A 19,367-nucleotide genomic window follows, 5' to 3' on the forward strand; every position below is an offset into this window, starting at 1 on the left:
AGAACGGCCGCACGTAAAATGCGGATTGCGCACTTCCATCTTTTGCCGTGCTTTGATGCTTGCCAAAGAGCCGGATCAGAACTTGTCGGAAACCTGGATACCAGCAGGGCCGAGAATGACGGCGATCAGCACGGGCAGAAAGAACAGGATCATCGGCACGGTGAGTTTCGGCGGTAGGGCCGCAGCCTTCTTTTCCGCCTCGTTCATGCGCTGGTCACGGCTTTCCTGGGCAAGCACACGCAGGGCCTGGGCGATCGGAGTACCGTAACGGTCAGCCTGTATCAGGGCCTGCACGACTGATTTCACGTCGTCGATCCCTGTCCGGAGACCGAGATTTTCCAGCGCGACACGCCGTTCCGGCAAGAACGAAAGCTCCGCAGTGGTCAGGACCAGTTCTTCTGCCAAAGGCGCTGACTGGTCGGCAATTTCATCGGCCACGCGCCGCATGGCGAGTTCCAGCGAAACACCCGATTCCACACAAATCAACGTCAGGTCCAGCGCATTCGGCCATGCCCTGCGGATCGAGTGCTGGCGCTTGTTTACGGCATTGGAAATGAAGATGTTCGGCGCATAAAAACCGAGATACCCACTGCAGATGACTGCCAGAAGCCGAATGGTGAATGGCTTTTCGGCAAGGTAGCCCAAAAAGAAAATATAGAAGGCACCCACGGCAAGGAACAGGAAGGGAAGGCAAAAGCGAGCCACGAGAAACATGTTCAGCGCGTTCTGCGACCGGTATCCGGCCGACTTCAACCGATTGACCGTATTCTCATCGACAAGCGCCTTGCGCAGATTGAGCTTCTCGACGAGTTGGCGGACTGACGTGTTGTTCTGTGATCGCAGCAATGCCTTGCCGGCGCCAATCTCTGCATTCAAGCGCACGCGCTCTCGTGCCCGGATCGCATCCCGCTCGGTCGCGACAGACTTCATCCGCTTTTCCAGATTCCCTCGATCCAGAAATGGAACTGCGAGCGAATAGAACGTCGCCAGTACCGCCACCGCCACCAGGAAGGCGACAATAATGTTCGGATTTGTCAGGGTACTGATCATGTCCTCGCTCATGCCGGACCCTTTCCTAGATGTCGAAACTGATCATGTTGCGCATGACCCAGATGCCAATGGACATCCACACCCCTGAACAGGCCATGATGAGATGCCCGCGCGGATCCGTGAACAGAATCATCATGTAATCCGGTGATGTGAGGTAAACCAGCAGCATAACAATGAACGGCAGCGCTCCGATAATACAGGCCGAAGCCTTGGCTTCCATCGACAGTGCCTGAACCTTGGCCCTCATCTTCTTGCGTTCACGCAACACCTTCGAAAGATTGCCGAGCGCCTCGGAAAGATTGCCGCCGGCCTGTGCCTGAATGGCGATGACAATGGCGAAGAAATTGACCTCCGGCAGCGGAATGGTGTTGATCATCCGTGCACAGGCTTCCGGAACACTCAGGCCGACCTGTTGTGCCTCGATGATGCGCTTGAACTCGGTCTTGACCGGCTCCCTGCCATCGTTGGCGATCAGGCGGATGGCATCGTTCAACGGCAGGCCCGATTTGATCGAGCGGACCATGATGTCGAGGGCATTCGGAAACTCAGTCAGGAATGCCTTGGCGCGCCGCTTGACCATGAAATTGATAAACCAGCGAGGAAAACCGGCGCTTGCGACGAGAAAAATCCCGGTGATGACCAGCAGCTTCATCCCGGCAATCAGCGCCAGGAAACTGGCCATGACGCCAAAAACAACACTGGCGATGTAGAACTGCGAGATGGAGATCTTGAAGCCGGCCTGAATAAGCCTCACCTTCATGCTCGGCTTTGCCTTGGCCGATTTTTCCTGCTGCTTTTTCTCAAGGTCCTTCAGAGAATCCTGAACGGATTTCCGCCGTTTGGACATTTCATTCACGCGGTCGCGTGCGGCCTTGATCTGAACCCTGTCGGTTTCGGCGGATGTGACCTTGCGGACGCGGCTTTCGGCTTTCTTTTCAGTCTCTATGCGCGTGAACAGAATTCCATAGGCTAGTCCGGCCGTCGAAAGCGCGACGAGACCAACGATCGCCAGAATGGTGATGTCTATTCCGAACATGAAGACCCTCAGTCCTTTTCCATCGCGTCGAGCGTCGCGGCCAGCCGTTTGTCCTCGTTAAAATAGCGGGCTCTATCCCAAAAATGCGGGCGGCCAATCCCTGTCGACTTGTGCCGGCCAATGATCTTGCCATTGGCGTCTTCGCCTTCCAGTTCGTATCGCATCAGGTCCTGCGTGATGATCACGTCACCTTCCATGCCGATCACTTCGGTAATGTGGGTGATGCGGCGGGAGCCATCACGCAGACGTGTGGCCTGAATAATGACATCGATGGAGCCGGCGATGATTTCACGTACGGTCTTTGCCGGAAGCGTGAAGCCGCCCATGGCGATCATCGATTCCATACGGCTCAGGCATTCGCGCGGCGTGTTGGCGTGGATGGTACCCATCGATCCGTCGTGACCGGTATTCATCGCCTGCAACAGGTCGAAGACTTCCGGTCCGCGGACTTCGCCGACGATGATGCGTTCGGGCCGCATACGCAGGCAGTTCTTGATCAGATCGCGCATGGTGATCTCGCCCTCGCCTTCGATGTTCGGCGGGCGGGTTTCAAGACGAACCACGTGCGGCTGCTGCAGCTGCAGTTCGGCCGTATCCTCGCAGGTGATAACGCGTTCTTCGAGATCGATATACCCGGTCAGGCAATTCAGAAGCGTTGTCTTGCCGGAGCCGGTACCCCCGGAGATAACGATGTTGCAACGAACGCGGCCGATGATCTGGAGAAGAACGGCACCTTCCGGCGTGATGGCACCGAACTTGACCAACTGGTCGAGCTTCAGCTTGTCCTTCTTGAACTTGCGAATGGTGAGCGCCGTGCCGTCGATCGCAAGCGGCGGGGCGATGACGTTGACACGGGAACCGTCGGGCAAACGGGCATCGCAGATCGGCGAGGATTCATCGACGCGACGGCCAACCTGGGAGACGATACGCTGGCAGATCGACAAGAGCTGGGCATTATCGCGAAACCGCACCTCGGATTCGATCGTCTTGCCGTTCACTTCGATAAAGGTCTGGCCTGCGCCGTTGACCATGATATCGGCGATATCGTCGCGTGCCAGAAGCGGCTCCAGTGGACCGTAGCCGAGAACGTCATTGCAGATATCCTCAAGCAGTTCCTCCTGCTCTGAGATCGACATCGCGAAGTTCTTGATCGTGATGATATCGTTGACGATATCGCGAATTTCTTCACGTGCGCTCTCGTTGTCGAGCTTGGCGAGCTGCGAGAGGTCAATCGTATCGATCAGCGCCGAGAATACCTGGGACTTGGTATCGTAGTAATCCTCTGTGCGGGCGGCTTTCTTGCGGGCCGGCGGAGGAGCCGGCACCGCCCGACTGACAGGGATCGTTTCGCGAACGGGTTCGGCAAGCACCGGCGCGCTCGGACGCTCGGCAACCGCCACGGACGTGGCCGGTTGCATGGTGGAGCCTATGGATCCACCCTTTCCGAAGCCGTCGTTTCCTCGTTTACCAAACATGTGCTCAATCCGGTTTCCGTTTGACTGTCAGTTACTTGCGCCCAAGCATCCCGAGAACTTTGCCAAGGCCACCCTTCTTGGCTTTCTTGGCTGTTGCCCTACCCGTCAGGAGATGGGCAAGCTGCGAGAAGGTCTCGGCCGTCGGTGCTTTCTTGTCGATCTCGGCAATCATCCGGCCGCTATTGGCGGCATTACCAAACAGGACGACGTCGAACGGAATGATCGCAACCGGCTCGACTTCAAGGGAATCGCAGAAATCGTTCGGCGATATTTCGGGTCGCTTCGGCAGTCCGACCTGATTGAGCACCAGATGCGGCATCTTGTCGTTCGGCCGGATCTTCTTCAGCGAATCGAACAGGTTCTTGGCATTGCGCAGGTTGGCGAGATCAGGCACTGCGGTGATTACCACCTCGTCCGCCTCCGCCAGCACCGTGCGGGTCCAATCAGACCATTGATGCGGTACATCGAGCACGGAGACCGGAGCATTGCGCAACAGGATTTCCATCAACGGCTGGAAGGCCGTCGCGTCGAAATCATAGGGCCGATCAAGCATTGACGGCGCTGCAAGCAGCGATAGCCGCTCGGAGCATTTCGTCAAAAGCCGGTCGAGAAACATTTCGTCGAGCCGTTCCGGAGAAAAGACTGCTTCGGAGATACCTTGCGGCGGATCCTGATCGAAATTGATATTGGCGGTGCCGTACGGCAGGTCGAGATCGGCCAGAACCACCTCGGTGGAAAACAGGTTGGAGATACCCCAGGCGCAATTATGCGCCAGCGTCGAGGACCCCACGCCGCCCTTGGCGCCGATAAAGGCAATGCTGCGGCCCAACGGTTCGGCTTCCGGATCGACGAAGATTCCCGCGATGGCACCAAGCACGTCGGACATGACCACCGGTGAAACGATATATTCGGAGATGCCGTTGCGGATCAGGTCGCGGTAAAGCGGGATATCGTTGTAAAGGCCGATGATGATGACTTTGGTGCTGGGGTCGCAGACCGCGGCAAGCGGTGCCAGCTCCTGCATCAGCGAGCGCGGTTCGGCTGACGTTTCAATGATAATCAGGTTGGGTGTCGGTGTCGCGGAGAACATGTTGGCAGCAGCGGCGATCGAACCGCTGTTGACCCTGAAGGTGACCTTGCTCATCCGCCGGTCCTGGCCGCACCGTTCCATCATCCGCTGCAAAGCCTCGGTCTCGCAGAAAGCATGGACAGATATCCGCGGGAGCGGCCGCAGGTGATCGACATCACTCGGGCGAACGGCATCGGAAAAGCCATCCGGTTCACCCGAGGCTGTTTCAATCTTGTAGTCAATCGTGCTCATCGTTCTATCCCGTCAAACCGGCCGGACGCGTCAGTTGAAGTTGATCGTAGTGCCGCCATCGTCACCACTGTCGATGCCGCGATAGTCCTTGATCACCTGACCGCGCTGTACCGCATCGATCGGCGACATGGCGCGCGGACCGAGGAGATCCAGCGGATTGGAAATCTGTGCCGCGAGGTTAGCCTGGCTGGCGCAACCGAAGTTCTCGTAATTCTTGTTCTCGATCGTGTTGACGACCAGATCCTTCGGCCAGTTGCCACAGGGCGCGGTCTTTGCGGTAATCGCCGTATAGCTCAGCCGCACCGGTGCCGCATCGCCATAGGGCTCGGCCTGATAAGTGACCTCGACCAACCGGTTGGCAGGCACTCCAGCCCCGACCAGAGCGCCTCGGATATCCTTGCGCAGCGATGATGCAGCCTCGGCGTTTGCGGACCCACGCGGCACCAGGATCTGAACCGTGCCCGTAGAGGAATTGGTATAACTCTGCGCGAAGCCGCGGATGACGTCGCGTGCACCGGCTGTCAGGCGCCTGTCGCTGGACCCCACCGGCACATCGATTGCATGCTCGGCTTCGGCGATCACGATCGGGTGGCGTGTCCGGTAATCGTCAGGCAGGGCACCCGTGGACATGTTGTCACGGTTGGCGCAGCCGGCAAGGCTGGTTCCGGCAACCAGCAGGGCGCCAATGGTTATCAGGCGTGCGAGGCGGGCCGGGCGTGCAAAAATGTTTGGCCGCATGATCGTGTGCCTTTTCATATCGCGGTTCAGGATGATCTTCGTTGTCATGTCCGCTCCCACCTACTTGTAAATGAAGCCGACATTGCCGTGATACTGCCCGGTGGGGGCTGCCTGGCGGGTGCCGTAGATACGATTGACTTCGCCGAGAAACGCGCTCGACAGATCGTCGGTCGGATTGAAATTGTCATCCGGGCGCGACAGGTCGCCGCGCGCGACCGGTTGGACCAGATAAGGCGTCGCGATGATGACGAGTTCCGTTTCGTTGCGGACGAAATCCTTCGAGCGGAACAGCGTGCCGAAAATCGGAATCTTCGAAACGCCTGGCAGGCCCGACATCGCCTGACGAATATCGTCCTGGACAAGACCACCGATAACGATGGAGCCGCCGGAAGGAAGCTCGACGCTGGTGGATGCCTTGCGGCGGCGGATCGACATATAGGTCTGGCCGGGGACATTGACCGCGTTGCCGTTGACGACCGATCCCTCGAATGTCGGCTCCGAAACCTCGGTTGCAATTTCCAGACTGATGCGGCCCGGCCCCAGAACGACCGGCGTGAAATCCAGGCCAATGCCATACTCGACGGTTTCGACGGTTCGGCTAAGGGTACCCTCATCATCGATTTCCTGCTCGGACGGCAGACGATATTCGCCACCGACGGAGAAACTGGCCTTCTTGCCGGAAATCGCCGTGAGGCTTGGCTCTGCCAGCGTTCGCATTACGCCAGCCTGCTCCATCGCATTGAAATAACTGGTAAAGCCCATAGATCCGGAACCGATGGAACCGCTGATCTGCGAGGCGAAAGCGTTGACCGCGTTGCCGAGATTCGCCGGATTGCGGAAAGTGATGCCGTTGCCGCTGGTCGAACTCTTGATCGAGCCGCTAAAGCCAAGCTGCTTGAGCACCTGGCGGGAAACTTCCGCCACCGTAACCTTGAGCATCACCTGGTCTTCACCATCGATCCGGAGAAGATTGACGATCTGCGAAATCTGACGGCGCTCGGCAAAGATGTCGGCGTCGCCATTGTTGCCCTGTGCGGTGATATTGCGCGTCGTTGCCTCACCGCCTTTGATGAAGGCCTGCGCAAGCTCCTCGACGCGCGTGGAATCCAATGGCGTACGAACCGTGCCCGTCAGAACGATGTTGTCGGAGATGATTTCGACCTTGATGTCGGAATCCGGCAGGAAGCGGCGGAGGTTGGCTTCAAGGCCGGAAATATCACGCTCGACTTCCAGGTCGAGGCTGACAATTTCCTCGCCACCCGGACCGAATACGAAAATATTGGTCTGGCCGACCATCTTTCCGAACAGATAGATGCGGCGCGAGCTTCGTGTCACGGCATCCGCCAGCGCCGGATCGGCGACAAGGATGTCGTGCGCGTCGGTCGGCAGATCGACGACAACAGCCTTGTTCAGCCCCAGCTTGATGGTTTTCTTGACCCCTGGTCCACTATCGACGATGCGTACAAGCGACTGCGACGCTGCTTCCGCAACGAAGGTTCCAGCTGGCATGCCTGAAAAAGCAAGGCAAAAGGCCAACCCACCTGCGACAGAGCTCCGAAATTTGTTTCCGATCCGCTTCACGTTCCGCTCCCGCTCACACATCATTTCGCTTGAACCATGGATGAGCTGTCATCGCTCTTGACGATAGAGCCCGACTTGATGACCTGAATTGAGGGCCGTCCGTCACCGCTCAGCAGATAATCAGCCCCGATCGTATCCGGCTCCTGTGCATCGGCGACGCTGCGCAACACCAGCGACAGGCGTTCTGCCATCTGCTGGGCGACCGTCATGACCTTCGACTGATCCGGTGTCAGTTCCAGCGTCGCGGTCGTCCCGACGACTGACTTGGAGCCATCTTCCTTTTCCTCGACCTGCTGATCGATGGCGAGAACGCGGACGTTGCTGAGAACGGTTTCGGTTAGGAAATTGTCGTCATTCTTGCGCACCATGATGACGTCGACGCGGTCGTTCGGCAGAATGAACCCGCCGGCGCCGGTCGCTACGGTAATTTCGGTTGCAACAGCGCGCTTGCCGGCCGGCAGCAGCGACGACATGATCCGGCTCGACGAATCCGCGATCTTTTCCTGCCGCACCGGCTCACCGTTAAAAATCGGCAAGCGGACAACGACGCCCTGGAGATCAGTGACAGCGTTCGGACGAAGCTCTTCGGTGATCAGGCCTTCGACGACACCGTTTTTGGGCCAGGAAATCCAGCGCACGGCATCCGGATCGAGCCTCGATCCCACGGGCAGGCTCTTGCTGGCCACCAGAACGTTGACGGTCGGCTCGCGCTCGATCACCGGCGCGGCTCGGCTGACCACGGTCTTGCCGCTGGTCAGCTTGAGTGCCAGGAACCCGGCCAGTCCTGCCGATGCGACAGCCACTGCCAGAATAATAACGCGCACCGGTTTCATGATCTTTCCCTGCAGCCCGAGAATATGCCCGCCGCAGATTGATCAGGAATTGGTGTAATTATGGTTAACGGACCACTTACATTCGTGGTTAACAAATGGTTCGCCTCAAAAAGGCGCAAAAATCATTTCAGATGTACCGCGAAGCGGACACCACCGGTTCAGAATGAAACGAAGAGATTAATGCAACCGGGCAAGCGCGGCCATCATCAGCGGCGATGACGGATAGGCAAGGAAGCCCCCCAACCCGATGGCTATGCCATAGGGAATCTTCTTGGCTGTGAACAGCAAATGCGGAACCGGAAGCCCGGACGCCAGGATCGTATTTTCGCGGCCGCGCAACATCAGGATCAGGATTGTCAAAACACCGCCGAAGAACGACACATAAACGAGAAACTCAATCAGCGAAAAATTGAGGCCGAACCAGACAGCGCTTGCCGTCAAGAGCTTGGCATCGCCACCACCCATGGTGTTCATAGCAAACAGGGCGAAGCACACGGCGAAAACGATCAGGCCGGCTGCCAGATGCATGCCGATCACCGGCAGGCTAAGCCCCGCAAGAGGCGCGACAAGCACAAATGCACCCAACAGGATTGCCGGCACCCGGTTCGGGATCGTCATAGTCAGCAGATCGCAGATGGCTGCGATAGCCAGGCAAAGCGGCACGATTACAAAAATAATAGCCTGTGCCATCCCGCTCTCCAAATTGCTGATTTCAATCTACGCTACTGCACTTAAAAAAGTTGAAACAACGCTGCGAAAGAACATTCATGCAGCCGCAATAAAAAAGCCGCTTCCACCGGGAGCGGCTTTCTCAAAATCAAACTATTTAAAGCGTTACGACGGCTGATTGTTTTCCAGTGTGGTTTTCAAGCCTTCGAAGGTCGTGTTCAACTGCGAGCCAAGCGCCCCTGCGCCGGCGATCAGGGCAACAGAGATGAGGGCAGCGATCAGGCCGTATTCGATCGCGGTCGCGCCGGACTCATCCTTCATGAAACGTGCGAAAGTCTTGGTCATGGTATCTCTCCTACTTCACTTGTTTGTTCAGCACTTCCGCCAACTGTTTCCGTTGATCGGATGAGCAGAACCTACAGAGCGTGAATTTCAATTCGCTTAAAGAAAAGAGTTACCGTCGCGTTAACAGTTGACACCCGGTTTCATGGTGAAAAATCCAATAACCCAAAGTATAAAATGCCAGCTCTCTCCAGCTTCCCTCGTTGCTTGAGCATGATGTGCACTTTTGAGTGTCACCGACAACATCGATTTAACGCTTCATTCACCAAACCATAGGATGCTTGGGAAATCACATCGTCAGGAAAAAGCCATGAAATTGCAAAACACAGCCATCAGCGTGCGGTTGCTGACTGCGGCCCTCGCAATTCCGGCTTTTATCGGTTCATTTTTGGCGCCTCCGGCGACCGCAGCCGACGAGATGCTGAATGTCTTCATGAATCAGGCGCGTGTACTTAAGCTCGACCGGCCAGTCAGCAAGGTCATCATCGGCAATTCCGATGTCGCCGATGCCACTGTAGCGGATGCGAAAACCATCGTTCTGACAGGGCGCTCTTTCGGAACGACGAACCTTGTCATTCTCGATACGGATGGAAATGCGATCGTCGACGAGCGCATTCTGGTTTCAATCGACGAAGGCAATACGGTGCGTGTCTATCGCCAGACGGTCCGCTCGGTACTTTCCTGCACACCCAATTGCGAAGAGCACGCAACGCAAAAGACAACGGTTGCAAACTGAAGGCCAGTATCTGCAAGTGGCGCATACAACGATGAGCGCCAGGGGCAACGGCATGAACGCCGTAACCGGGGGTAAGATCTGGCCGCCAATCCTTATCATCCGGTAAGGGTTTCCATTCAAATTATTCTCACCATTGCATACGAAATATCAACAGTCGCTTCCTAATATGCCTCATCGTATGGCGCATTGCGGAATGGCGAAATGTTCAACAACCATGGTGAAGAGACTGCGGCTGGTCAGATTGACGGCTCTAGGCGCACCCGCGGCCCGCTGCGGCGTTTATTCAAAGATAAGTCCGGCACATCGGCGATTGAATTCGCCCTTCTCGCCTTGCCATTCATGATGGTCATCTTCGCCTCGCTTGAGACATTTACGGCGTTCACGGCCGAACAACTCCTCGCCAATGCGACCGAAAACATGGCCCGCAAGGTGCGAACCGGCCAGATTACCGCCACCAACACCACCAAAGAAGATTTCCGCAAAGCCTTCTGCGCCGAGATTTCGGTGATCATGACCTGCTCGGCGACCGAGGCTAAGACGCCGTCAAAACTGTTCATTGATGTGCGAAGCTTTGCGGATTTCTCCAAAATTCCGAACGCTCTCCCGCGAAAGAACGGCGATCTCGACACATCCGGCTTCCAGTTTACACCGGGTGGGCCGACGACAATCACTATCGTCCGTGCCTATTATCGCTGGGAAGTCATCACCGATCTCGTCCGCCCCTACATCACCAATTTACGCCCCGCCGGAACCAGTATGCCGAACGACTACCTGATGGTGGCAACATCGGCCTTCCGCACCGAAAGCTACTGAGGAGCAGGCCATGCGTTACCATAAGGCATTGTTCTGCTGGAAACTGGAGGCCTTCAGGGCGCTTTGGCGAGACCGGAAGGGAACCGGTGCAATCGAATTCGCGATCATCGCGCCGTTGTTGATCATGGCCTATATCGGTTGCTTCGAAATCTCGGTCGGCTTTAATGTCTCCCGGAAAGTGGCGCGCGCCTCAAGCACCGTGGCCGACGTGCTGACTCAAATGCCAAGCGTCGACAAAACCACTCTCGAGGGCATGAAAGCCGTCGCGAATAGCGTCATGTCTCCTTTTGGAATGGCCAATTACAAACTGAAAATGACTGGTATCAAGATGACCGGCCCCGGCGTCGGCAAAGTGGCCTGGTCTTATGATCAGGCGGGCACTGCCCCTTACAAGAAGGACTCTGTCGTCACCATGCCGAGCGATATCTCTGCCGTAGATACCTTTATCGTGCGATCGGAACTGGTCGTTCCACATGAGATCCTGCTCTTTGCACCGGGGCTCTCCGCAAGCGCGGTCAATAGCATCGATATTTCCAGCACCGCCTATTTCCGCCAGCGCGTCGGTGCCGAGATAACATGCGGCGATTGCCCGGTCTTCAAGTAAAAACACGCCGCTCCAATCTTAACCGAAATCCGCCAGCGATCTGGCCAATTGCAATATGTGCCGCGCCGGAGTATTTCTGCGCGGTTTCAGTCCCGCTGTGATCGCGTGGAATGAAACCATATATTTGTTCTGTCTCTCCGGCAGCATATTGGGTGGTTTATGGCGCGTGCCTTTCTGTTCGTACTAGATTCCTTCGGCATTGGCGGGGCGCCGGACGCGGTCGAATTTGGTGACGATGGCGCCGATACGCTCGGCCATATCGCCGAGTTCTGCGCGGCTGGCGCCGGTGACCGCGAGGGCCTGCGCGAAGGGCCACTGACGCTCCCCAACATGTCGGCGCTCGGCCTGCTGCATGCGGCAAAGCTCGCCAACAAACGCCTGCCTGCCGGCATGCCGTTGCCGGAGCGCGTGTTCGGACTTTACGGTGCTGCAAGCGAAGTCTCGCGCGGCAAGGATACGCCCTCCGGCCACTGGGAAATTGCCGGGACACCGGTGAGATTCGACTGGGGGTATTTCCCCGCCGAAGGTGACGCCTTCCCGGTCGAACTGGTCGAAGCGATCTGCCGCGAAGGCGGTGTCCCCAGTATTCTCGGCAATTGCCATGCCTCCGGCACCGACATCATCGAGCGATATGGCGAAGAGCATATGCGGACCGGCAAGCCGATCTGCTACACTTCGTCGGATTCCGTCTTCCAGATCGCCGCGCACGAACACTCCTTCGGCCTCGAACGGCTCCTGGAATTCTGCCAGGTCGTGCGCCGGCTGCTCGACGATTACAATATCGGCCGCGTCATAGCCCGGCCCTTCGTCGGCAGCACGCCAAAGGATTTCGTCCGCACCGGCAACCGCCGCGACTACTCCGTGCTGCCGCCCGAGCCGACCCTCCTCGATCGCCTGAAGGAAGCCGGGCGTACCGTGCACGCTGTCGGCAAGATCGCCGATATCTTCGCCCATCAGGGCATTGGCCGCACGATCAAGGCCAATGGCAATATGGAGCTGTTCGAGGCGACACTGAAAGCCATGGATGAAGCTGAGGACGGCGATCTGGTTTTCACCAATTTCGTCGATTTCGACATGCTCTACGGCCATCGCCGCGATGTGCCGGGTTATGCCGCCGCCCTTGAAGCCTTCGACCAGCGGCTGCCGGATCTGGACCGCAAGCTGAAACCCGGCGACATCGTCATCCTGACCGCCGACCATGGTTGTGATCCGACCTGGCGCGGCACCGATCATACGCGTGAACGCGTGCCGATCCTCGTCTTCGGCCCCGGCATCCGCACCCGCTCGATCGGCGTTCTGCCGAGCTTTGCCGGGATTGGAGAGACGATCGCCAAACATCTGGGCCTTGCCCCGGGTCTGCATGGGAGAAGTTTTCTGTGACCGCATATCTGAAGAAGGCCGAACTGCATTGCCATATCGAAGGCGCCGCGCAGCCGGCACTCGCTTTGATCATGGCGAAAAAATACAATGTCGACATCAGCGGCATCATCAAGGACGGGGCCTATGTCTGGGCCAATTTCAGCGAATTCCTGAAATGCTATGACGCCGTTGCCGAACTTTTCCGCACGGAAGAGGATTATGCGCTTCTGGCCGAGACCTATCTGACCGAGCTTGCACAGGCGGGCACGATCTACAGCGAGATCATCGTTTCGCCCGATCACGGCAACACGATCGGCATCGGCAGCGATGCCTATATCCGCGGGCTTGCCGCCGGTATTGCCGCAGCCAAGGAAAAGACAGGCATCGAAGGCCGGATGATCATCACCATCATCCGCCACATGGGGCCGGAGGCCGCCGAGCGGACAGCGCTCTATGCGGCCAAGCGCGAACATCCGCTAGTCACCGGCTTCAACCTCGCCGGCGACGAGCGCATGCACACGGTCGCCGATTTCTCTCGCGCCTTCGATATTGCCCGAGATTGCGGTCTCGGCCTGACCATTCATGCCGGCGAAATGGCGGGCGCCTTCAGCGTGCGCGATGCGCTCGATCATGTCCGCCCATCGCGCATCAGCCACGGCGTCCGCGCCATCGAGGATGCAGATTTGGTCAGGCGGATCGCAGACGAAGGCGTGGTGCTGGAGACCTGCCCGGGCTCCAACGTGTCGCTGCAGGTCTTCCCGGATTTTGCCGCGCATCCGTTGCGCGCACTTCATGAGGCCGGATGCCGGGTGACGCTCAACTCCGACGACCCGCCGTTTTTCCATACATCGCTGAAGCAGGAATACGAGATCGCCTCGCAGGTGATGAGCTTTAGCGACGAGCAGATCAATGGCATGACCCGCACGGCGATCGAGGCGGCTTTTGTCGATGAGCCGACACGCGCGCGTCTCCTGGCTTCTCTTTAAAGCCCCGCGCCGCTCTTTGGACCGCTCGGGCTGGGGATGACGCCGTAAAGCGCCGTTCTGGCCTTGCGGCGTCTCGCCTTTCCGTGAAAAAAGGATTTAAAATCCAGATCCCGCAGGAGGGCTTGGCCATGGACGGCGTTACAGTCATCAATCACCCGCTTGTGCAGCACAAGCTGACCATCATGCGCAAGAAGGAAACCTCGACAGCGGGGTTCCGCCGCTTGCTGCGCGAAATATCCACGTTGCTCTGCTACGAGGTTACCCGCGACCTCGAGCTGACGATGGAAACCATCGAAACGCCGATGCAGACCATCCAGGCGCCGGTTCTCGAAGGTAAGAAGCTGGTTTTTGCGTCCATCCTGCGCGCCGGAAACGGCCTGCTCGAAGGCATGCTGGAACTGGTCCCCTCCGCCCGCGTCTCGCATGTCGGCGTCTACCGCGATCATGAAACGCTGGAAGCGGTCGAATATTACTTCAAGGCGCCGGAAGCGATGTCCGAACGTCTGGTGATCGTCGTCGATCCGATGCTGGCGACAGGCAACTCGTCGATTGCAGCCATCGACAAGCTGAAGGAGCGCGGCGCGAAAAACCTGCGGTTCCTCTGCCTGCTGGCGGCCCCTGAAGGCATCAAGAATTTCCAGACCGCGCACCCGGATGTGCCGATCTTCACCGCGTCGATCGACAGCCACCTCAACGAGCAGGGCTATATCGTGCCGGGTCTCGGTGATGCCGGTGACCGGATGTACGGCACGAAGTAAGCCAAACGGCCGGTCTGACACAAACTCGGCAGACGGCAGGGCTGACCGGGCATTGCGGATTCCTTAACCAGATTCAAAACTCGACAGGCGGCCGCCGGAAAACCCGGCGGCTTTTTGCATCCTGTTAGCGAGCTTCGTGCTTAGCTGTGGAGAGGTTTCACTTACGGGGGTCGATCGATGCTGGTTCGTATGGCTGTCTTTGCAGGAGGCATCGCTGCCGCCGCCATGATAGTGCCGAACCTTGCCACGTCCTATCTCGATCGACCGCAAACCGGCACCGCCGTTAAACCGGCCCAGGTAAGCCCGGCGAAGTATGCCGGTGGCAAAGGTGTGATCCTGCAGCCGGGTCCCGGCGGGCATTTTTCAGGAACATTCACCATCAATGGCCGCAAGGCGGACGGACTGGTCGATACGGGCGCCAGCGTCGTTGCCATCAATGTATCGACGGCACGGAGGCTGGGCGTCTCCACAGCTTCATTGTCCTTTGACGCCAGGGTTAATACCGCCAATGGCATCGTCAAGGCTGCCGTCGTCATGCTGGATCGTGTCGAGATCGGCACGATTGCGGTCAAGGACGTCCAGGCGATGGTCCTGCCCGACAAATCGCTGTCAGGCATGCTGGTGGGCATGAGTTTTCTTACCAAGCTCTCGTCCTACAAGGTCGAGGACGGTGCGCTGCACCTTACCCGCTGATCTTGGAAACAATCACCGGCCGTTCCGGCAACGCGTCGCTGCCGATCCTGTAGATCTCCTGTAGCCGGGCACGCGCCTTCAATGCCTGATCTTCGCTGGCCGCATGAACAAAGGCGAAAGGTTCACGCTTCTCAACCCTTGTCCCAAGCGGTTTCAAGCCGCTGAAACCGACACGATGATCGACCGCCTCGTCCGGCCGTGTCCGGCCTCCCCCGAGTGCAATGACCTCCATCCCGACATCGCGGGCATTGCAGGATTGAAGATACCCCTCAATTGGCGCTTCGACGGGCAGAATGACCGGCGCTTTCACCAGGTAAGCATGCGGCCGGCCGATGAAATCAGCCGGACCGCCGAGCAAGTGAACCATTTGGCCAAACCGCTCCAGCGCTGCACCGGTGCCCAGCGCCTGGCGAGCAAGATCAGTGCCCTCTGCGGGACTGGCCGCGAAACCGGATGTCATCAGCATCTCCGCCGCGAAGGCCATCACCACCGCCTCAAGGCGGGTCCCGGCTTTTTCGCCGCGCAGGAAGGCGACGCAATTTTCGATTTCCACCGCGTTTCCAGCGGCATCGGCCAGGGGTTCGTTCATATCGGTGATCAGCGCCGTCGTCTTGACGCCAGCGCCATTGGCGACACCCACCAGCGAGCGGGCCAGCGTCTCCGCCTCCTCCTGCCCGACCATGAAGGCGCCATTGCCGATCTTGACGTCCAGCACCAGCGACTGCAGTCCCGCTGCCAGCTTCTTTGACAGTATGGAGGCGGTGATCAGCGGCACGGAATCAACCGTCGCCGTTACATCGCGGATGGCGTAGAGCCGCCGGTCGGCCGGTGCCAGATCGGCCGTCTGGCCGATGATGGCGCAACCGGCCTGCTGAACGGTCCGGCGGAAAAGTGCTTCCGAGGGCTTGATATCGTAGCCCGAAATCGATTCCAGCTTGTCGAGCGTGCCGCCGGTATGGCCAAGGCCGCGCCCGGAAATCATCGGCACGGCCAGTCCGCAGGCGGCGACGATCGGTGCCAGCATCAGCGATACGTTATCGCCAACACCACCTGTCGAGTGTTTGTCGGCAACCGGCCGGCCGATATCGACCCAGGACAGCACGTCGCCGCTGTCGCGCATGGCAAGGGTCAGCGCCACCGTTTCCTCAAGGTTCATGCCGGAGAACCAGGTGGCCATGGCAAAGGCCGCTACCTGTCCTTCGGAGATCGATCCGTTCGTGAGGCCACGGATAAAACCGGCGATATCGGCTTTGTCGAGCGTCTCGCCGTTCCGCTTTCGCCGTATGACCTCCTGCGGGATCATGATCAATAGGCCGTCGCGCCGGCCACCGGCTCGCGACCGTCCAGTACCGAGAGGATATCACCGAGCAGGCCGGAGGCACCGAAGCGGAACGTCGAGGGCATCGGCCAGTCCGGGCTGTGAATCGTCGCAGCAAGATTGAGGTAGAGGCGGGCATCGCCAACGGTGCGAACCCCACCGGCCGGCTTGAAGCCAACCTTGCGGCCGCTTTCGCGGATGCAGGTGAGCATGATATCCGCCGCCTCGAGCGTTGCGTTGACAGCAACCTTGCCGGTCGATGTCTTGATGAAATCAGCGCCCTCCTGGATGGCGATATGGGATGCGTTGCGGATCAGACCGCGATCCTTCAACTCGCCGGTTTCAAGGATAGTCTTGAGCACGACAGGCGCCGGGCAAGCTTTCCGCACGGCGGATATCATCGTGCGGACGGCCTGTTCGTCGCCCGCCATGAAGGCGCGGTAGGGGATGACCAGATCGATCTCGTCGGCGCCATCGGCAATCGCCTGCTGCGTTTCGGCGACAACGGTTTCGACAGGCAATTCACCCGAAGGGAAATTGACGACCGTTGCGATCTTAACAGCGCTGCTGGACCCAAGAATTTCTCGCGCCTGGGCAACAAAGCGCGGCCAGATGCAGATTGCTGCCGTATGTCCATGCGGCGTACGGGCAGAGGCGCAGAGCTTTTCAATCGCCTCGGGTGTGCAGTCGTCCGTCAGGTCGGTGAGATCCAACAGGGACAGCGCTAGTGCGGCTATCTGGCGATTGGAAGCTTCAAGCATCATGGTGTCCGTCCATTTCTAGATCGCGATCAATCGTGAGCGGAGCTGCGACCGGTCACGAATGGTTGTTCTATACGCTTGAGACGGCCGCGCAAACCCGTCTTGCGCGCCACTGCAACTGTGAAAGCCTGGTCAGGCTAAGCGGAGATCATTTCCGCAAGGATTGAAGCCAGCCGTTTGCCGCCGATGGGGGCCATGTCCTTGGTCTCGTGATGGCTGAGTTCGCCGCCCGTCATGCCCGCTCCGAAATTGGTGATAACCGAGGCGGCTGCAACCTTCAGACCGAAAAACCGGGCAAGAATGACTTCCGGTACGGTCGACATGCCGACGGCATCCGCACCAAGAATACGGGCCATGCGGATTTCGGCCGGCGTTTCGAAATTGGGGCCGGAAAACCACATATAAACCCCTGAGCCCAACGGAATATCCAGTTTGATCGCCGCAGCGCGCATGCGCTCGACAAGGCCCGGATCGTAAGCCGACGTGAGGCCGACGAAGCGATCATCGCTGTCGATACCAATCAGCGGGCTGGTGCCGGAGAAATTGATATGGTCGGTGATCTGCATCACCGAGCCCGGCGGCAAGTCTTCCCGCAGAGATCCGGCCGAATTGGTGAGGATCAACGTTTCGACGCCGAGCGCCTTCAATGTCTCGATCGGCGTGCGCATCGCATTGGCATCGCCACGCTCGTAGAAATGCACCCGGCCTGAGAGGACGATAACCGGAACGCCGCCGATCCTGCCAGCAACCAGCTCGCCGGCATGGCCCGATACGGCGCTGATCGGAAAGCCCGGTATATCGGCATAGGATATCCGCACGGGATCCGTGACCGCATCAACCAGCGATCCAAGGCCCGAGCCGAGCACGATGCCGTAGCGTGGCGACAGGCCGGCAAGCCTGGCCTTCAGCATATCTGCAGCGGCCGTCATCCAAAAACCTCGGTCTCGAAGGAGTGCGGCAGAAGATCCGACATCGACAAGGTCTTCTTCACACCCGTTTCATCGCAAAGGAAAATAAGGGTGCTGGCCCCGGAAAACTCCGCAAGCCGCTGGCGGCAGCCGCCGCAGGGGGGGCAAAGTGCCAGCTTCTCGGCGATGACAGCGACTTCGACGATCTTGCGCTGTCCGGCCATCACCATGTGGCTGATCGCAGTCGTCTCGGCGCACCAGCCCTCCGGAAAGGACAGGTTCTCGATATTGGCGCCGGTATAGATCCGGCCATCCTCGGCGCGGATGGCAGCGCCGACGGGGAACTTCGAATAGGGCGCATGGGCTTTTTCCATCGCCTCGCGGGCTGCCTCGAAAAGTTCGTTCTCCATGGTCAGCGCTCCTTCACATAGGGTACACCACCTGCCTTGGGCGGGATGGCCTTGCCGATGAAACCGGCAAGCAGGATGACCGTGAGGATATAGGGCAGCGCCTGCATCAATTGTACCGGTACCTGACCGATCAACGGCAGCGGATTTCCCTGCAGGCGAATCGACAGCGCATCGAGGAAACCGAACAGCAGGCAGGCAAGCATGATGTTGACCGGCCGCCACTTGGCAAAGATCAGCGCCGCAAGCGCGATATAGCCCTTGCCCGCCGTCATACCCTTGACGAAGCCCGCACTCATCGCCAGCGACAGATAGGCCCCTGCGAAGCCGCAGAGAATGCCGCAGCAGATGACGGCGCGGTAGCGCAGCCAGATCACGGAAATACCGGCAGTATCGACGGCACTCGGGTTTTCGCCGACGGCACGCAGGCGAAGGCCGAAGCGGGTGCGATAGAGCACCCACCAGCTGAACGGAACCAGGGCGAAGGCGACATAGGTCAGGATGAAATGGCCGGACAACAGTTCGGAATAGATCGGCCCAAGAAACGGCACGTCCCTGACCGCATCGGCAAACGGCAGTGTTATCGTCTGGAAGCGGGCATCGCCTGACAGTGCGGGTGTGCGGCCGCCCTGCCGGAACCAGGCTTCGCCGAGAATGACCGTGGACCCGGCAACGATGAAGTTGATGGCGACGCCGGAAACGATCTGGCTGCCGCGCTGGGTGATCGAGGCATACCCATGCACCAATGACAACAGGACAGAGATGAGGACGGCGGCCATCAGGCCCATCATCACATTGCCGGTGACCGCAGCAACCGCACCGGCGGCAAAAGCGGCACCGAGCATCTTGCCTTCAAGGCCGATGTCGAACACCCCTGCCCGCTCGGTGAACAAGCCGGCCAGCGCCGCAAAGATCAAGGGTACGGAAACACGGATGGTCGATTCAAGGATCGCGATGATCGTGTGGAAAAAATCCATGG

At 58.7% G+C, this 19,367-nt stretch carries 21 protein-coding genes; 7 read left to right on the forward strand and 14 right to left on the reverse strand.

Annotation, left to right across the window (positions count from 1 at the left end):
- Nucleotides 1-75: 75 nt before the first annotated feature.
- The 9 genes from ASC96_RS02630 to ASC96_RS02670 form a co-directional block, all read right to left on the reverse strand.
- Nucleotides 76-1,062 carry a type II secretion system F family protein gene (locus ASC96_RS02630; RefSeq protein WP_060501025.1) on the reverse strand — a complete coding sequence of 329 codons (987 nt, stop codon included), beginning with the start codon at nucleotides 1,060-1,062 and terminating at the stop codon, nucleotides 76-78.
- Between the two features lie 13 nt (nucleotides 1,063-1,075).
- A complete protein-coding gene (locus tag ASC96_RS02635; protein ID WP_060501027.1) occupies nucleotides 1,076-2,086 on the reverse strand; it encodes a type II secretion system F family protein in 1,011 nt (336 codons plus the stop codon).
- 8 nt (nucleotides 2,087-2,094) lie between these two features.
- Nucleotides 2,095-3,561: a CpaF family protein gene (locus ASC96_RS02640; RefSeq protein ID WP_060501029.1), complete on the reverse strand. Its 1,467-nt coding sequence runs from the start codon at nucleotides 3,559-3,561 to the stop codon at nucleotides 2,095-2,097.
- Between the two features lie 31 nt (nucleotides 3,562-3,592).
- Nucleotides 3,593-4,882: a CpaE family protein gene (locus ASC96_RS02645; protein ID WP_060501031.1), complete on the reverse strand. Its 1,290-nt coding sequence runs from the start codon at nucleotides 4,880-4,882 to the stop codon at nucleotides 3,593-3,595.
- A gap of 30 nt (nucleotides 4,883-4,912) precedes the next feature.
- Entirely contained in the window at nucleotides 4,913-5,620 is a 708-nt protein-coding gene (locus ASC96_RS02650; RefSeq protein ID WP_060501431.1) for a CpaD family pilus assembly protein, read from the reverse strand.
- A 60-nt stretch (nucleotides 5,621-5,680) separates the two neighbouring features.
- A complete protein-coding gene (locus ASC96_RS02655; RefSeq protein ID WP_112834703.1) occupies nucleotides 5,681-7,201 on the reverse strand; it encodes a type II and III secretion system protein family protein in 1,521 nt (506 codons plus the stop codon).
- Between the two features lie 20 nt (nucleotides 7,202-7,221).
- A complete protein-coding gene (gene cpaB, locus ASC96_RS02660; protein ID WP_060501035.1) occupies nucleotides 7,222-8,034 on the reverse strand; it encodes a Flp pilus assembly protein CpaB in 813 nt (270 codons plus the stop codon).
- Between the two features lie 177 nt (nucleotides 8,035-8,211).
- Nucleotides 8,212-8,724 (reverse strand): prepilin peptidase, encoded by a 513-nt coding sequence (locus tag ASC96_RS02665; protein ID WP_082511903.1) that lies wholly within the window; start codon nucleotides 8,722-8,724, stop codon nucleotides 8,212-8,214.
- A 144-nt stretch (nucleotides 8,725-8,868) separates the two neighbouring features.
- A complete protein-coding gene (locus ASC96_RS02670; RefSeq protein WP_060501039.1) occupies nucleotides 8,869-9,048 on the reverse strand; it encodes a Flp family type IVb pilin in 180 nt (59 codons plus the stop codon).
- Between the two features lie 307 nt (nucleotides 9,049-9,355).
- On the opposite strand from ASC96_RS02670, the gene ASC96_RS02675 reads away from it, so the two are divergent.
- The 7 genes from ASC96_RS02675 (at nucleotide 9,356) to ASC96_RS02705 (ending at nucleotide 14,994) form a co-directional block, all read left to right on the forward strand.
- Entirely contained in the window at nucleotides 9,356-9,781 is a 426-nt protein-coding gene (locus ASC96_RS02675; protein WP_082511904.1) for a pilus assembly protein N-terminal domain-containing protein, read from the forward strand.
- A gap of 201 nt (nucleotides 9,782-9,982) precedes the next feature.
- Nucleotides 9,983-10,594, forward strand: a complete 612-nt coding sequence (locus tag ASC96_RS02680) for a TadE/TadG family type IV pilus assembly protein (protein ID WP_060501041.1) — start codon at nucleotides 9,983-9,985, stop codon at nucleotides 10,592-10,594.
- A 10-nt stretch (nucleotides 10,595-10,604) separates the two neighbouring features.
- Nucleotides 10,605-11,198 carry a TadE/TadG family type IV pilus assembly protein gene (locus ASC96_RS02685; RefSeq protein WP_060501043.1) on the forward strand — a complete coding sequence of 198 codons (594 nt, stop codon included), beginning with the start codon at nucleotides 10,605-10,607 and terminating at the stop codon, nucleotides 11,196-11,198.
- Between the two features lie 159 nt (nucleotides 11,199-11,357).
- Nucleotides 11,358-12,578, forward strand: coding sequence for a phosphopentomutase (locus tag ASC96_RS02690; protein ID WP_060501045.1), 1,221 nt, complete (start codon nucleotides 11,358-11,360; stop codon nucleotides 12,576-12,578).
- On the forward strand, nucleotides 12,575-13,543 hold the full coding sequence (locus ASC96_RS02695; protein ID WP_060501048.1) for an adenosine deaminase: 969 nt from the start codon (nucleotides 12,575-12,577) through the stop codon (nucleotides 13,541-13,543). The genes ASC96_RS02690 and ASC96_RS02695 overlap by 4 nt, the downstream gene beginning before the upstream one ends.
- 128 nt (nucleotides 13,544-13,671) lie before the next feature.
- Nucleotides 13,672-14,301: a uracil phosphoribosyltransferase gene (upp, locus tag ASC96_RS02700; protein WP_060501050.1), complete on the forward strand. Its 630-nt coding sequence runs from the start codon at nucleotides 13,672-13,674 to the stop codon at nucleotides 14,299-14,301.
- A 177-nt stretch (nucleotides 14,302-14,478) separates the two neighbouring features.
- Nucleotides 14,479-14,994 (forward strand): TIGR02281 family clan AA aspartic protease, encoded by a 516-nt coding sequence (locus ASC96_RS02705; protein ID WP_060501052.1) that lies wholly within the window; start codon nucleotides 14,479-14,481, stop codon nucleotides 14,992-14,994.
- Here the strand turns inward: ASC96_RS02705 and deoA are convergent.
- The 5 genes from deoA to ASC96_RS02730 all read right to left on the reverse strand — a co-directional run bounded on the left by deoA (nucleotide 14,984) and on the right by ASC96_RS02730 (nucleotide 19,365).
- Nucleotides 14,984-16,303 (reverse strand): thymidine phosphorylase, encoded by a 1,320-nt coding sequence (deoA, locus tag ASC96_RS02710; protein ID WP_060501054.1) that lies wholly within the window; start codon nucleotides 16,301-16,303, stop codon nucleotides 14,984-14,986. The genes ASC96_RS02705 and deoA overlap by 11 nt on opposite strands.
- Nucleotides 16,300-17,073 carry a deoxyribose-phosphate aldolase gene (deoC, locus tag ASC96_RS02715; protein ID WP_060501434.1) on the reverse strand — a complete coding sequence of 258 codons (774 nt, stop codon included), beginning with the start codon at nucleotides 17,071-17,073 and terminating at the stop codon, nucleotides 16,300-16,302. Before deoC ends, deoA begins: the two co-directional genes overlap by 4 nt.
- Nucleotides 17,074-17,210: 137 nt before the next feature.
- A complete protein-coding gene (locus ASC96_RS02720; RefSeq protein ID WP_060501056.1) occupies nucleotides 17,211-18,002 on the reverse strand; it encodes a purine-nucleoside phosphorylase in 792 nt (263 codons plus the stop codon).
- Nucleotides 17,999-18,391: a cytidine deaminase gene (locus tag ASC96_RS02725; protein ID WP_060501058.1), complete on the reverse strand. Its 393-nt coding sequence runs from the start codon at nucleotides 18,389-18,391 to the stop codon at nucleotides 17,999-18,001. The genes ASC96_RS02720 and ASC96_RS02725 overlap by 4 nt, the downstream gene beginning before the upstream one ends.
- 2 nt (nucleotides 18,392-18,393) lie before the next feature.
- Entirely contained in the window at nucleotides 18,394-19,365 is a 972-nt protein-coding gene (locus ASC96_RS02730) for an ABC transporter permease (protein ID WP_060501060.1), read from the reverse strand.
- Nucleotides 19,366-19,367: the final 2 nt, after the last annotated feature.

Source organism: Rhizobium sp. Root1204 (genome assembly GCF_001424965.1).
Taxonomy (GTDB): Bacteria; Pseudomonadota; Alphaproteobacteria; order Rhizobiales; family Rhizobiaceae; genus Pararhizobium.